This is a genomic window from Campylobacter sp. BCW_4319 (assembly GCF_001764435.1).
GTDB classification, from domain to species: Bacteria; Campylobacterota; Campylobacteria; order Campylobacterales; family Campylobacteraceae; genus Campylobacter_D; species Campylobacter_D jejuni.
The window spans coordinates 1-13,709 of sequence record NZ_MKAQ01000011.1; the positions used below are offsets into that span (position 1 = coordinate 1).

Genomic DNA, 13,709 nt, shown 5'->3' on the forward strand with positions numbered 1-13,709 from the left:
GGATTCGAACCAACGGCCCCCTCCTTAAAAGGGAGATGCTCTACCGGCTGAGCTAACGAGACATTTTCTGAAATAAAAATGTGATTATGCCAAAATTAGCTCTATTTGTCAAGCTTTTTTAAATCATTTTTGGCATTTTCTCTCCAAATAACGAGAAAATATACTTATAGGTAAAGTCAAAATAAGATATGTAATAGCCAAAATTACATAAGCTTCAAGAGTAGCAAAAGTATAAGAATTTATCTCTTGCGCACTTTGGGTTAATTCATTTACAGCAATAACACTTAATAAGGAACTATCTTTAATTAAATTTGCAAATTGTCCACTCAGCGGTGCTAAAATATTTTTTAAAGCTTGGGGAAAAATTACATACGCAAAAACCTGCATCTCTTTTAACCCTAAAGCCCTAGCGCTCTCAAGCTGAGATATAGAAATACTTAAAATTCCAGCTCTAAATATTTCAGCTAAGTAAGCAGCAGAAAAACATGATAAAATAATAACTCCAGCCACATATCGATTATCAAGTCCTAAATTATTTGCAATGATATAATACATCAATAATACCTGCACTAGTAAAGGGGTTCCTCTGATAAGCTCTATGTAAAATGTAGATAAAAATCTTAAAAAAACAATTGAACTTAAAGAAAAAGCACAAAAAACTCCACCCAAAATTATACTCAGTAATAAAGAAAAAAAACTGATTATTAAAGTATTTAAAAAACCTTGAAGAAATTTTTCTTTATAGGTCGCAATTGCACTAAAATCAAAATGATAAGCACTTATACTAAAACTACAATAACAAAACAATATTAAAAATAAAATCAAAAGAATTAAATTAGTGATTATTTTTGACTTTGATAGAGGTTTTAAAGGTTTAAAATCCTTATTTTTTTGAGTAAACAAAGACAATAAAAATCTCCAAAATTACAATTTATTCATTTCTTAAAGTATCTAAAATATTAATTTGAGTTGCTTTTTTTGCAGGATAAAAAGATGATAAAGCTATGATTATTAAAGCACCCACAATGGTTAAAGAAAAATCCATTAAAGACAAATCAAGTGGTAATTTACTGGTTCCATAAACATCAGCAGGTAAAGTTACAATATCAAAATTTCCCAAAAGCCATAAAGCAAAAAATGCAAGCACCACACCCACTATCATACCACCGCCACCAATAAGCATACCTAAGGCAAAAAAACTCTTTTTTACCTCATTTTTGCTTGTACCTAGAGCAAGTAAAAGTGCTATTTCACTGCGACGATTCATTACTATCATCAATAAAGAACTTACTATATTTAAACTTGCAACCAAAATAATAAGCATCAACACTATAAAAAGCGCTCTTTTCTCAAGCTCTAAGGCTGAAAAGAAATTTTTATTTTGTTCCCACCAACCTACTACAGCATAATCGTCTTTTAAATAAGATTTAATTTTTTCAACATCCTTAAAAGCATTATCACTATATACATGAACTCCATCATAATTTGGATTTTTAGGCATTCCAAGTACTTTTTTCAATGCATCAACATCTGTATACATATAAGCTTTATCATAAAATGCAAGCCCTGAAGTAAAACGCGCTTTAACATCAAAACGTTTAGTTTGCGGTACTAAAGAAAATCCACTAGGATTAAGATTTGAAAAAATAAGTGAAAGTTTGTCATTTTTATGCAAACCAAATTCATCAATAAGTGCTGATCCTACAAGTATATCAAAACCACTTAAATTCTCATCCTTTAAAGCTTTAGCAACCACTTCGTTTATTTTTTTTTCATCATTAAAATTAACGCCAAAAAGCACACCACCTTCAAAACGATTATCTCCCTTTACAACAACTTGAGTGCTTATATAAGGGCTAAATAACAAATTTGGAAATGTTTTTCTTAACTCATCTATAAATTCATCATTTACAGGAGCGTAAAATTTAGGCAAAATAGTAATAGGATAATTCATCACAAAAAAGCGTTTTTCAAATTCTTTATCAAAACCATTCATAATTGCCATAGCTACAAGCAAAACGCAAAGTCCTACACAAACTCCTAAAAAGGTCAAAAGCATAGAAAGATTGATAAAGGGTTGCTCTTTATCAAATCTTAAATATTTAAAAAGTAAATATTTTAAAACGCTTTTATTCAAGCTAAAATTCCTTGCTTAGGACCACTTTTTCCATGGCATTCTTTAAATTTTTTTCCACTTCCGCAAGGACAAGGAGCATTGCGTGGAACTTTTTTAAACTCAGCTTCGCCAAGATTATCTTCGCTTGCGCCCATTTCTACTGAGCTTTGAAGCAGCTTTTCATTTTCTTCATTGGCTTTATTTTCTAAATTTTGTACCTCTTCTTGATTAAATTGCACGCTAAAAAGTAGTTTAATGCTATCAAATTTAATACGATTAACCAACTCCAAGAAAAGATTATAACTTTCTTTTTTATATTCCACAAGAGGATCTTTTTGATTGTATCCACGAAGCCCTATTCCTGTTTTTAAAATATCCATTTGATACAAATGCTCTCTCCAAGCATTATCCAAAACTTGCAAATATAAAATACGCTCTATATTACGCAATTCTTTAATCTCAAGTCTTGACATCTTTTCGTTATAAGAATTTTCAAGAATTTGACTTAGCTTATCTTGCATTTCAATGACGCTTAAATTCTCAAAATCTTTTTCACTAATCTGAGTTGAACATTCATATAAAATTTTTGCTTTCAAATTTTCAAAATTTACATTAGAACCGCTTTCATCAAGTATATAATCATTCATTACATTTGCACTATATTCAGCGATATTTTGAGAAATTTTAGCTCTAACATCATAATTTTCATCTAAAAGCTCATTGCGATAACGATAAATAGTTTTTCTTTGTTCATTTGCTACATCATCATATTCTAACAAATGCTTTCTGCTTTCAAAATGTAAGCTTTCTACTTTTTTCTGTGCATTTTCAACCGCTCTTGTAACGATTCTTGACTCTATGCTTTCGCCCTCTTCTATGCCTAGACGATCCATAATGCTTTTGATACGATCCCCGCCAAAAATTCTTAAAAGATTATCTTCTAAACTTAGATAAAAACGACTTATTCCAGGATCGCCCTGCCTTCCTGCACGACCACGAAGTTGATTATCAATACGGCGGCTTTCATGTCTTTCTGTACCGATGATATAAAGCCCACCCAAAGCCCTAATCTCATCATCGATTTTTATATCCACACCACGACCTGCCATATTTGTAGCGATAGTTACAGCACCTTTTTTACCTGCATCTTGGATAATCAAAGCTTCTTGCTCGTGGTTTTTAGCATTTAAAACATGATGAGGGATTTTTTCTTTTACAAGCATATTGTGAAAAACTTCACTGCGTTCTATACTTGCAGTTCCCACAAGAACAGGCTGACCTTTGGCGTTGGCTTTTTTGATCTCTTCAATTACAGCTTTAAATTTTTCATTTTGAGTTTTATAGATAAGATCATCTTTATCTTGTCTTTTAATAGGAATATTTGTCGGTATAGAAATAACATCTAAACTATAAATTTGAGAAAATTCAGTCGCTTCTGTTTGCGCAGTTCCTGTCATACCTGCAAGTTTATTGTACATTCTAAAATAATTTTGAAAAGTAATATCTGCTAGAGTTTGGCTTTCTTCTTGAATTTTTACATTTTCTTTGGCTTCTAAAGCTTGATGCAATCCTTCGCTAAAACGACGTCCTTCACTTAAACGCCCTGTAAATTCATCAACGATGATAACTTCATTATTTCTTAAAACATAATGCACATCTTTTTCAAAAAGATTATGCGCCTTTAAAGCTTGATCAAGCTGATGTGCTAAGATAGCATTATCAAGACTGTATAAATTTTCTACACCAAAAAGTTTTTCAGCCTTAGCAATACCTGCTTCCGTGATTAAAATATTACGATTTTTCTCATCTACTACAAAATCACCCTCAGGTTTTGCAGGGGGTAAAACTGCTTCGCCTTTTTGCATTTGCTTAGCTACTTCATTGGCTTTAATATAACCATCTAAAGTGCGATTTGTAGGACCGCTGATGATAAGCGGAGTTCTTGCCTCATCAATTAAAATACTATCTACCTCGTCTACAATAACAAAATTATGCTCTCTTTGAACTTTTTCAACTTTTGAAAATTTCATATTATCACGCAAATAATCAAAACCAAACTCATTATTGGTTCCATAAGTAATATCGCAATCATAAGCTTGCTTGTGCTCTATGTCACTGTTTTGAGAAGAAAGAATCACGCCTACACTAAAACCTAAAAAGTTATAAATCGCACTCATTTGCTCAGCGTCTCTTTTAGCTAAATAATCATTTACCGTAACAACATGTACGCCTTTTCCGCTCATGGCATTTAAAACTACAGGCAAAGTCGCTACAAGAGTTTTACCCTCCCCTGTTTTCATTTCTGCGATTTTTCCGTCGTGCAAAACCATACCACCGATTAACTGTACATCAAAATGACGCATATTTAAAGTTCTCTTACCTGTCTCTCTAACTATAGCAAAAACATCATTTAAGATATCATTTTCATTTTTTTCTCCGCTTAAAATTTGCTCTTTAAATTTTGCAAATTCGGCTTTTAATTCATCATCGCTTAAATTTTGATATTTGCCTTCTAAAGCATTGATTTGTGTTACACGCTTGAAGTATTTTTTAACTTCACGATCATTTTTTGTTCCAAAAACGGCTTTTAAGGTATTTAAAAACATTTTTAAACCTTTATAAATTTTTCAAACTATCATTATAACGATTATTTAATTAAAATTAGCTAGAATGATATAAAAAATATAATTTTTTAAGGAAAATAAATGAAAAAAACATTCTTGATATTTTTTATTTTTATAGGACAACTTTTTGCCCTTGAACTTAATTTTAATACCTTTTCAAGCAATTTTACCCAAATAGTGAAATCCAAAAACTCTACACTTTCTTATTCTGGACATTTTATACTGAGTAAAGATCAAGCATATTGGAGTTATGATACTCCTAGTAAAAAAGAGATTTATATTAACAAAAATCAAGTAACCATAGTAGAGCACGATCTAGAACAAGTCATTTTCTCTCATCTTGATAACATTCCAAATCTTAATGAAATTTTCAAAAAAGCAAGTCTTATAGACAAAGATAAACTTGTAGCAAAATATGATAATATAAATTATACAATTAAACTCAATCAAGAGCAAATTCAAAGCATATCATATAAAGATGAATTTGAAAATGATGTTATAATCAATCTAAACAATCAAATTAAAAATCCAAAAATTAATTCCGATGTTTTTAAGGCAAAAATTCCGCAAAATTATGATATAGTTCGCTAATTTTGCGTTGAATTTTCATCAAGCTTTATATCATAGCCTATTTGTGGCAAATGATAAGGCTTGCTTGCATTATTTTCTTTGAATATTTGTGGAGGATTGGCGATTAAATCTCTTTTAATTTTTTCTTCTATATCTGGAGTCATTTTAGGTGTATTTAAATTATCTATATTGATTTCTCCATTGTCATTTTTATTTTCTTCATCTGAATCTTTGAAAAGCTGTTCAACTTGTTTGGCTTCTAAATTTGGAACACTAGGAGCTGTGATCTTTTCAACACTAGGAACTTGAGTTTTAGGAACTTCTAAGTTTTCAAGTGCTTTTTTTACCTCACTACCCATACCTTTCTCTTTAGCCTCAGTGCTTTCTAAAAAGCGTTTAAACTCCTCTAAATCAAATTTTTCCACTCCGCTTAAAGATATGATATATATATCATCTAGTTTAATCTTATATTTCTTATCTAAAAATTTTTCTAAAGTTTTTTTAAAATTATTTTTTCCAATTTCTGTAAAAATATCTTCATAAAAAAACCCTGAAATTACTGTATTTACAGCATCAATTAACTTATTTTCATTTTCTTTTAAATTATTCCCATCAAATTCCAAAGAAATTTCAACTTTTTTAAGAACATTTGCTCCACTTTTAGAATACAAATCTGTTCTTATTTTATCTATTTCAAGATTTTGAGCATTTAAACTCAAAACCAAAAAAACACTTAAAAATATTTTTTTCATTTAATGCCTTTAAATGATTTGTTCTTGTATTTCAAGATCTAAAAAATTATGTTTTTTATAAAATTCGATCACATTAGAATCTATTTTTAAAATATTAGCAAAATAAAATCCAAAATTTATCTTTTTTGTAGAATAAATTTTTAAAGTATTTGGATTTGTAGCGCGAGAAAGAGCGACATAAAGCTGTCCATTTTCAAAAATATGATCAATATCACACACTAATTTTTCAATGCTCATACCTTGTGATTTGTGTATAGTAATAGCATAAGCTAATTTAATAGGAAACTGTGTAACACTTACGAGAATATTAACAACAAAATCTTTACCTGATTGCTCAAGTTCTTCCATGAAAAAAGTATAAGGTTCAAGTAAAATTTTCATCCCATTATTTTTAATAATGCTAATATAAATTTTCTCCTCTTCATAAAGAATATCTTCTATAATGCCTTGCTCTCCATTATAATAATTCTTATCCCAATTATTTACACAAAAAATAATACGAGCGCCTATTTTAATATTTAATTCTTCCAATATATTTAAGCTTCTAATCCAAGAATCAAGCTCTTCATCTTTTATTCTCTTATCTTCTTTTTTAACCTGAGCTTTAAAGCATACAAGCGGGGTCTCAAGTTTGCTTAATTTTTCTTGATTGATATTGTTTACTTTTTTATTGATACCACAAAGTAAAGTATAATCATTTTCTAAATTTTCTAATTCTTTATAATCAATTCGCAAAGATTCAAAAAAGCTTAAAATTTTTTCATCTAAAAAACCTTGTCTAATCAAAGATAAATGGTTATAAAATTCCATATTTTGCGTTCTTTTAGGTTGAGAAAGTTTAATATTCTTAAAATTTAAATCTTGCCAAAAAAATGAAGAAAAAGCATAATAAGAATGGTTAAATAAAGTTTCTTTTTTTTCTTTAATTACGGGAGGCAATTGAAAAAAATCTCCTACAACTAAAATTTTTCCATTAAATTGAGAATTTTTAAGTCTAAAGCCTATCATTTCAAAAACACTTGCACTAACCATGGAAATTTCATCGATAATAATAAGCTCAATCGTTTTTAAAAGCTCTTTAAGTTTTGTTAATTTTTCTTTTTGTTTTTGATTGCGATCCAATGCACTTAATTTCATCATATCATCACAATACCCTAAACAAAAAAAGCTGTGTAAAGTAACACCGCCTATATTAAACGCCGATAGAGCACTAGAACCAAGAGCTATGGCTAATTTTTTTTGTTTTCTATAAGATTTGATAAGCTCATTTGTCAAAAAGCTTTTACCAACTCCAGCACCACCACTTAAAAAAACATTATCATAAGCTAAAATTTTTTCTAGTTTATCAAGCATTATATTTCCTTGGCTTTAATTATAACTATTTTTTCTAAAAGGTTGATTATGAAATCTTGTTTATATTTTACTTTTATAGTGCTATTTTTAACAGCTTGTTCAACAAAAAATTTAACTTCACTTCATCATGAAAATTTAGAACAAAAAAATGAAAATCAACATTATGCAAAACTTGAATACGAACAAAATGTAAGCATTTTGCCACAATTTGCTTACGATATTAATTTTGATGCAAAACGATATAAAAAATATTTCTTTAAACCTTGGCATGATTCATTTAAAAATTACAAAGGACAAAATATTTTTTGGTCCTTTCCTTTATATTTAAATTCAAAAAATACTTATTATTTTTTCAATAAACAAATTATTCCACTTTCATGGTTTAAAAACGCTATAAATAACGCAAATATCCAAGAATTCGGTAAACTTAATCAAAAAGCTTTAATTATCCAAAATACAATCATTAAAAATCTTCCAACCCAAAGAGCTATCTTAAAAAATCCTTTTTTTGAAAATGAAGGAATTCCTTTTGACTATGCAAGCGATGGCATTTTAAATGCTGGAACCCCTGTCTTAATTTCACATTTTAGTAAAGATAAGCGTTATGCTTTTGTTTTAGGTGAAGCTGGATTTGGATTTGTTGAAAGTAAAAATTTGGAATTTTTCTCAAGCGATAGAGCGAAAATCTATGAAAATCTTAACTTTATCACACCACTAAAAGAAAAATTTCCTATCTATAGCGAGGATGGTAAATTTTTCTTTGAAAGTAGAATTGGCGCTATTTATCCTTACTACAAAGAAGATAAAAACTATTTTTATGGAAAAATAGGTTCTAAAAAATATAAAATTTCTAAAAAAGATGTATCTAAATTTCCTTTACAATTCAATGATAAAAATTTAAAAAATCAGCTTTCACAAGTTTTAAATTTGCCTTATGGCTGGGGCGGTTATAATTTTGAAAGAGATTGTTCTTTACTAACTCGTGATATCTTTTCAGCTTTTGGACTTTATCTACCAAGAAATTCAGCTGCACAAAAAAATTCTTTTAATCATTTTAATATAAGCACTCTTAGTAATTCTCAAAAAAAAGATTTTTTAAACCGCTTTGGGAAAGCTTATCTTAGTTTACTTTATCTACCTGGACATATTATGCTTTATGCAGGACAAATTACAGATAATAATATTGCCATACATAATATATGGGGCTTAAGAAAAGATGCAACCCAAAGACTTCTCATAAGTTCTAGCGTCATCACTTCTTTAGAGATAGGAAAAAATGAAATTTTAGAAGATAATTTGCTTTTATCAAGACTTAAAGAAATAAGTTTTATAAATTTAAACGAACAAGAAAAAGAGCAAATAAAAAGCTATCTTGAAAATATACAAAACAAATAAGATTTATTGATTTAATCAATAAATCTTTTAGTTAAATCTGCAAAATATTCTATGCGTCTATCTCGCAAAAAAGGCCACCAACGACGCACATTTTCACTTCTTTTCTTATCTATTTCTATGATTTTTACACATTCGTTTTGAGAATCTAAAAGACAAAGTTCTTCACCTTGAGGGCCCAAAACAAAAGAATTTCCCCAAAATCTAATACCCTCTTCTACCCCGCTTACATCTTTTTCAAAACCTACTCTATTGATAGCTACTACATATAAACCATTAGCTATAGCATGTCCTTTTTGTACGCCAAGCCAAGCATTGAGCTGTCTTTGTTTTTCTTCATCTTTATCCTTATCAAACCAACCAATTGCCGTAGGATAAATAAGAATCTCAGCTCCTTTTAAAGCCATAATTCTTGCTGCTTCAGGATACCACTGATCCCAACAAATAAGCACTCCAAGCTTACCTAAACTTGTATTTATAGGTTCAAAACCCAAATCTCCAGGAGTAAAATAAAATTTTTCATAAAAACAAGGATCATCAGGTATGTGCATTTTGCGATATTTGCCTGCTATAGAACCATCTTTTTCAAAAACCACTGCAGTATTATGATAAAGTCCAGCACTTCGTTTTTCAAACAATGAAGTAATAAGCACTATTTGATTTTTTTTAGCTATATTTGCCCAAAATTTCACATCTTTTTCATAATCATTAGCATAGTCAAAAAAATCCACATTTTCACTTTGACAAAAATACTCACTTTGATGAAGTTCTCCTAAACAAATAAGCTCAGCTCCTTGTTTAGAGGCTTCTTCTATAAATTCGCAAGTTTTTTTTATAGTTTGTTCTTTATTTGAATGAAATTTTTGTTGTATTAAAGCGATTTTCATTGTCTTTGCCTTTCTTGTTCTGCATCATCATAAGGATCTAAATGAATTTGTATATCCCATTTTTCATTTTCAAACATCTTACGCACACCTTCTTCTATTTCATCTGAAATTTTATGCGCATTTAAAAGCGAAATTATAGGGCAAAAAACCAAATGTACGCTTAAATAATTACAACTTGGAGTTTTACGCGTCTTTAATTCATGATAGGAAATTATTTCAGGATTATTAGAAATCAAAGTACAAATTTTATCCACTTGTTCCTTAGGTAAAGCCTCATCCATTAAAAAAGCTAAAGCTTTTTTAATGATTTTAAAAGCAGAAAATGCCGTATAAAGACTGATCACTATCCCAAAAATAGCATCAATAATATGTAAATTTGTAAAATAAATCAAAACCAAAGCCCCTAAAGTACAAGCATTGGTTAAGCAATCTGTTTTGTAATGCAAAGCATCACTTTCTATAATCAAACTTTTGGTTTTTTTAGCTACATAATTTAAAAAAAGTACAAGAAAAAAAGTCATAATTAAAGCAAAAATCATCACATAGATGCTTGAATTTAAATCTTTAATTTCTTCTTTATAATAAATCTTTAAAATACTCTCATAAAAAATAAAAATCCCCACGCCAACTATAAAAACACCTTCTAACAAACCCATTAAAGCTTCAATTTTAGAAAAACCAAAATTATAATTTTCATTCGCCTTTTGTGAGCTTTTTTTAAGAGCCAAAAAATTAAAAGCAGAAATAGCAAAATCCATTAAAGAATCAATCGCACTTGAAAGTACTGCAACAGAACCACTTGTTAAGCCTACTATAAATTTAACCAAGGCTAAAACAATAGCACATAAACTTGCTACAAGAGTTGCTTTTTTTTGCAAACTCATCTTAAACCTTTGAAACGATTTTGACAAGAACAATGCAAAGAACCGTTTTGTCGTAAAAACACTCTTGCATCTACTCCTATAATTTTATGATTAGGTAAAGCTTTAGAAAGTCTTTTAGCTATGATTTCATCATTTTTATCCTTGTAAAAAGGCACAATTAAAGCATTATTTATAAAAACAAAATTCGCATAAGTCGCTCCTAATCTTCTTTCTTCATAGTATAAAGGCTTAGGTATAGGAAGTTCTAATAAATCAAAGCCTGTTTTTTTAAGCTCTTCTTTCATTTTTTGCAAAGGCAAATAATGCTCATCCTCTTCATCTTCACAAATACAATGCGCTATGGTATTTTTATCTATAAATCTTGCTAAGGTATCGATATGATGATCCGTATCATCACCTTTTATGAAACCATTTTCTAGCCAAATAATTTGCTTTAAACCAAAAATTTCTTTTAATTTTGTATCAATTTGAGTTTTGTTTAGATGAGAATTTCTATTTTCATTTAAAAGACAATGAGAGCTTGTAAGCATCACACCCTCTCCATTAAAGTCAATACTTCCTCCTTCTAAAATAAAATCAACCTTTTTAAGCTCCTCTTTAAATTTTTCTTTAAAAAGCTTAGAATTTACAGCATTATCAAGCTCGCTTTGAAATTTATTTCCCCAAGCATTAAAAGTAAAATCAAGAGCTTTTAAACGACCATTTTCTACTATATCTATAGCTCCAAAATCGCGTATCCAAGTATCATTGGTATCACATTTAAAAAACTCTACATTTTTTATATCTTTAAAATTTTCAAAATCACTCTGTTTAGGAGCTATAAGTAAAACTTTTTGAAATTCACTTACCACTTTTACAAATTCTTTATAACTTTGCAAAATTTCCTCTAAGTAGGGATTCCAATCGCTTTTTTCATGGGGTAAAGAAAGCATGAGGTATTCTTGCTCACTCCATTCAGGAATTGATTTTATCATTTAACTACCTTTTTTGATAATAAAATTATAATTGTATCATTTTTTAGACTTTTGTCAAATTTAAGAAGATTGCCTCGATATTTCGAGGCTTTAGGGCATTATTTAAAAAAGATTTTCATTTCATCATTGCTTAAAACAAGTTTTCCATTTTCATTTGAAATTTTAAAAGTTCCTTTGAAATTTGAAAGGAAAGAATTTTCAAAATCCATTACATCCATTGGGTGACAAAGCATTTGAGTTGAAGCTACGCGATCACCTTCGATTTGTAAAGTATCCGCCTTAGTTTGATAAGAACCAAAAAAACGATTGCATCCTGAATAACCATAAAATTTATTATTTTCAAAACTGATATTTGGACTTTCCTCTGCGTTTTTTGGATCAAAAGTTTTGCCATTTACTATAATTTTTTCTATTTTGAAAAGCTGATTTTGCACAAGTTCATTATTACCTTTAGAAGTAGATGAAGTAAGAGAAGTACTAGCACAACCCGCAAAAAAAGTTGCAGCTAAAGCAATTTGAAGCATTTTTTTCATTTTATTCCTTTAAATTTGAAATTGGTTAAGTTCGCTTTCAAGATTATGACACACTATTTTTAACTCATCTGCAACTTGAAGCAGAATTTTAGAAATTTCTTCATTCTTTTCACTTACTTCAACATTTTCTTGCATACGAGAAAGTAAATTTTGTATATTCTCTTGGGAAATTTTTATTTTTTCAGTACATTGAGTTACCAAAGCCCTAGCATCTTCGTTGCATAATTTAACCTCATTAGCATCATCAACCAATAAAGCGGTGTCATCATTTAAAGCTTGTACACTTTGAGCATTTTTCTTTAATTCTGCGCTAACCTCATTAATACTTTGCAAAAGCTCTTTTGTAATTTGAGCTACATTTCCCAAAAATTCTTCACTGTTCTGAGCCAACTGCCTAACATCCTCAGCAATTACAGAAAAACCTCGTCCAAATGCACCAGCCCTAGCTGCTTCTATGCCAGCATTTAGGGATAGTAAATTGGTTTTATCTGCGATCTCATCCATCATTTGAGTTGCTTTTTGTATATTACCTGCTTGATTGACCATGTTTTCAACTTTTTTAGCCAATTCATTTTCATTTTGAGATACTGTTGATACTTTATTAGCAACATTAAACAAAGATTTAAGCATTTGTTCTAATAATAAAAAGGATTTTTCATTGGCACTATTTGCTTTATTTGACAAACTAGCAAGTTCTCCAAGTTCATTGCCAACATTTGCACCAAGTTTAAAACTTTGATCTATTTGCTTATGACTTTGTGAACTGATATCACTTAAAGAAATAGCATTTGAATTTAAAAGATTGCTTTGTTTTTCTACATTTTTTGAATTATGACTTGCACCGCTAACTGTCTTATGAGTTTTTTCGATAAATTGATTGATATATCCACAAGCTAAAGCAATTTCATCTTGACCTTTAACTGAAATACGAGCTTTTAAATTGCCACTTCCTTGAGCTAATTCTTTAGCATGATTTAAAAGCTCTAAAACAGGCTTTCCAACAACAACTTTAAGCATTAAAAGAACCACACAAAGGGTAAAAATCAAAGCAATAGTAAATATTACAATATAAGATTGACTGGTTTTGCTTATATCTTTTTGAACACCTTCTAAAGAATGTGATATATCCATAACCCCAATCACACTCCCTACATTAGCATTTGCATGACAAGCAACACAACTTTCATCTGCAATCAAAGGGCGTATCAATCTTAAATGCACAACACCATTTACATTTTCTTCTAAAGCTTGAATTTTAGGATTTGAAAATTGTTCTATAATACGCTTATCATTTGAAATTTGAGGGGCTTTCATCTCAAAAAGATCTATAGTATCTTTTGAAGGATAAATTTTAATATCACTAATACCCTCTATACTTTTTGCATCTTCAATGGCTTCTTTAATTTTTTCAGGATCTCCTAAATTCATAGCCATTCTCATTGTTTGAAAAACAGAAGTACTTACGGTATCTAAATTTGCCCTGCTCATTTTATTGGCAGTATTTTTAAAATCCAAATTTAAAATCACTTGCATTACAATAAAACTTATAAGCAACACCACAAAAATTGCAGCAGAAACCTTAAATCCTATAGTTTTAAACATCATAGTTTCCTAAAAATAAAAT

General features: G+C 29.4%; 12 protein-coding genes. 2 read left to right on the forward strand and 10 right to left on the reverse strand.

The genetic code is table 11. The annotated features are described in order from the left end of the window. Positions 1–123: 123 nt before the first annotated feature. Genes AJN56_RS04635 through secA form a run of 3 tightly spaced genes read right to left on the reverse strand, consistent with a single transcriptional unit; the run spans position 124 to position 4,722 of the window. Positions 124–909 carry an amino acid ABC transporter permease gene (locus AJN56_RS04635; protein ID WP_002853965.1) on the reverse strand — a complete coding sequence of 262 codons (786 nt, stop codon included), beginning with the start codon at positions 907–909 and terminating at the stop codon, positions 124–126. A gap of 22 nt (positions 910–931) precedes the next feature. Continuing rightward, the gene (locus tag AJN56_RS04640; protein ID WP_002868958.1) at positions 932–2,137 is read right to left on the reverse strand and encodes an ABC transporter permease; all 1,206 of its coding nucleotides are present in this window, start codon (positions 2,135–2,137) and stop codon (positions 932–934) included. Continuing rightward, the gene (gene secA, locus AJN56_RS04645) at positions 2,134–4,722 is read right to left on the reverse strand and encodes a preprotein translocase subunit SecA (protein ID WP_002868959.1); all 2,589 of its coding nucleotides are present in this window, start codon (positions 4,720–4,722) and stop codon (positions 2,134–2,136) included. Before secA ends, AJN56_RS04640 begins: the two co-directional genes overlap by 4 nt. 99 nt (positions 4,723–4,821) lie before the next feature. Between secA and lolA the strand changes: the two genes are divergently transcribed. Next, a complete protein-coding gene (lolA, locus tag AJN56_RS04650) occupies positions 4,822–5,331 on the forward strand; it encodes a LolA-like outer membrane lipoprotein chaperone (protein WP_002853753.1) in 510 nt (169 codons plus the stop codon). Here lolA and AJN56_RS04655 read toward each other — a convergent pair. Both AJN56_RS04655 and pif1 read right to left on the reverse strand, forming a co-directional pair. Further along, the gene (locus tag AJN56_RS04655) at positions 5,328–6,062 is read right to left on the reverse strand and encodes a hypothetical protein (RefSeq protein WP_052785909.1); all 735 of its coding nucleotides are present in this window, start codon (positions 6,060–6,062) and stop codon (positions 5,328–5,330) included. The two genes, lolA and AJN56_RS04655, sit on opposite strands and share 4 nt — an antisense overlap. Positions 6,063–6,071: 9 nt before the next feature. Then, positions 6,072–7,415: an ATP-dependent DNA helicase Pif1 gene (pif1, locus tag AJN56_RS04660; RefSeq protein ID WP_052785910.1), complete on the reverse strand. Its 1,344-nt coding sequence runs from the start codon at positions 7,413–7,415 to the stop codon at positions 6,072–6,074. Positions 7,416–7,463: 48 nt separating this feature from the next. Here pif1 and AJN56_RS04665 point away from each other — a divergent pair, with 48 nt between their 5' ends. Then, positions 7,464–8,810, forward strand: coding sequence for an SH3 domain-containing C40 family peptidase (locus AJN56_RS04665; protein WP_002853462.1), 1,347 nt, complete (start codon positions 7,464–7,466; stop codon positions 8,808–8,810). A gap of 11 nt (positions 8,811–8,821) precedes the next feature. Here AJN56_RS04665 and AJN56_RS04670 read toward each other — a convergent pair whose 3' ends face one another. From AJN56_RS04670 to AJN56_RS04690, 5 genes are all read right to left on the reverse strand, one after another. Next, complete coding sequence (locus AJN56_RS04670; RefSeq protein ID WP_002856098.1) at positions 8,822–9,694, reverse strand: N-carbamoylputrescine amidohydrolase; 873 nt, start codon at positions 9,692–9,694, stop codon at positions 8,822–8,824. Continuing rightward, positions 9,691–10,578 (reverse strand): cation diffusion facilitator family transporter, encoded by an 888-nt coding sequence (locus AJN56_RS04675; protein WP_002853697.1) that lies wholly within the window; start codon positions 10,576–10,578, stop codon positions 9,691–9,693. The genes AJN56_RS04670 and AJN56_RS04675 overlap by 4 nt, the downstream gene beginning before the upstream one ends. Continuing rightward, positions 10,575–11,552 (reverse strand): agamatine deiminase, encoded by a 978-nt coding sequence (locus AJN56_RS04680; protein ID WP_002855829.1) that lies wholly within the window; start codon positions 11,550–11,552, stop codon positions 10,575–10,577. Before AJN56_RS04680 ends, AJN56_RS04675 begins: the two co-directional genes overlap by 4 nt. Before the next feature lie 98 nt (positions 11,553–11,650). Further along, on the reverse strand, positions 11,651–12,085 hold the full coding sequence (locus AJN56_RS04685; RefSeq protein ID WP_002853321.1) for an META domain-containing protein: 435 nt from the start codon (positions 12,083–12,085) through the stop codon (positions 11,651–11,653). A gap of 9 nt (positions 12,086–12,094) precedes the next feature. Continuing rightward, entirely contained in the window at positions 12,095–13,687 is a 1,593-nt protein-coding gene (locus tag AJN56_RS04690) for a methyl-accepting chemotaxis protein (RefSeq protein ID WP_070246143.1), read from the reverse strand. Between the last annotated feature and the right edge of the window lie 22 nt (positions 13,688–13,709).

Bases quoted from the DNA above. Each gene is read 5' to 3' on its own strand.
- secA (WP_002868959.1), bottom strand. From the start codon at position 4,722: ATGTTTTTAAATACCTTAAAAGCCGTTTTTGGAACAAAAAATGATCGT.
- lolA (WP_002853753.1), top strand. From the start codon at position 4,822: ATGAAAAAAACATTCTTGATATTTTTTATTTTTATAGGACAACTTTTT.
- AJN56_RS04655 (WP_052785909.1), bottom strand. From the start codon at position 6,062: ATGAAAAAAATATTTTTAAGTGTTTTTTTGGTTTTGAGTTTAAATGCT.
- pif1 (WP_052785910.1), bottom strand. From the start codon at position 7,415: ATGCTTGATAAACTAGAAAAAATTTTAGCTTATGATAATGTTTTTTTA.
- AJN56_RS04665 (WP_002853462.1), top strand. From the start codon at position 7,464: ATGAAATCTTGTTTATATTTTACTTTTATAGTGCTATTTTTAACAGCT.
- AJN56_RS04670 (WP_002856098.1), bottom strand. From the start codon at position 9,694: ATGAAAATCGCTTTAATACAACAAAAATTTCATTCAAATAAAGAACAA.
- AJN56_RS04675 (WP_002853697.1), bottom strand. From the start codon at position 10,578: ATGAGTTTGCAAAAAAAAGCAACTCTTGTAGCAAGTTTATGTGCTATT.
- AJN56_RS04680 (WP_002855829.1), bottom strand. From the start codon at position 11,552: ATGATAAAATCAATTCCTGAATGGAGTGAGCAAGAATACCTCATGCTT.
- AJN56_RS04685 (WP_002853321.1), bottom strand. From the start codon at position 12,085: ATGAAAAAAATGCTTCAAATTGCTTTAGCTGCAACTTTTTTTGCGGGT.
- AJN56_RS04690 (WP_070246143.1), bottom strand. From the start codon at position 13,687: ATGTTTAAAACTATAGGATTTAAGGTTTCTGCTGCAATTTTTGTGGTG.